The sequence below is a fragment of the Escherichia sp. AM3 genome (assembly GCF_032029835.1).
GTDB classification, from domain to species: Bacteria; Pseudomonadota; Gammaproteobacteria; order Enterobacterales; family Enterobacteriaceae; genus Escherichia; species Escherichia coli.
In genome coordinates this window covers 1-289 of record NZ_JAVUPQ010000863.1, presented here as the reverse complement: position 1 = coordinate 289, position 289 = coordinate 1, and the positions used below count along the sequence as shown (strand labels likewise).

At 49.8% G+C, this 289-nt stretch carries 2 protein-coding genes; both read right to left on the bottom strand.

The features are described 5' to 3' along the window. Positions 1 to 104: hypothetical protein (locus tag RTW80_RS28750; protein ID WP_312721503.1), on the bottom strand; the 104-nt coding region annotated here is incomplete at its 3' end. A 16-nt stretch (positions 105 to 120) separates the two neighbouring features. Next, positions 121 to 289: COX aromatic rich motif-containing protein (locus tag RTW80_RS28745; RefSeq protein WP_312721501.1), on the bottom strand; the 169-nt coding region annotated here is incomplete at its 5' end.

Sequence of the window (289 nt, the reverse complement as noted above, 5' to 3'; positions counted from 1 at the left end):
ATCAGGCCAACTAAGGCCGCGCCACCAATGATAATTGCAGCCACCGTAACCATAATAATCGGTTCATGGTAGGGCACTGCATCCAGTGTCAATTTTCCGAACATTTTCTTCCTCGGCCCCTTAGTGAGCGGTTTCCGCGTGGCTCATGTCCATGCCTTCCATACCCTGGTGCGTGTTGTGCTCGCCTTCAGGCTGGGTCATGTCCATGCTCATGCCGTGATCCATAAATTTGCCAATAACGTCTTTGAACAGATTCGGTTTCACGTTAGAGAAGTACTCCACCTTATTG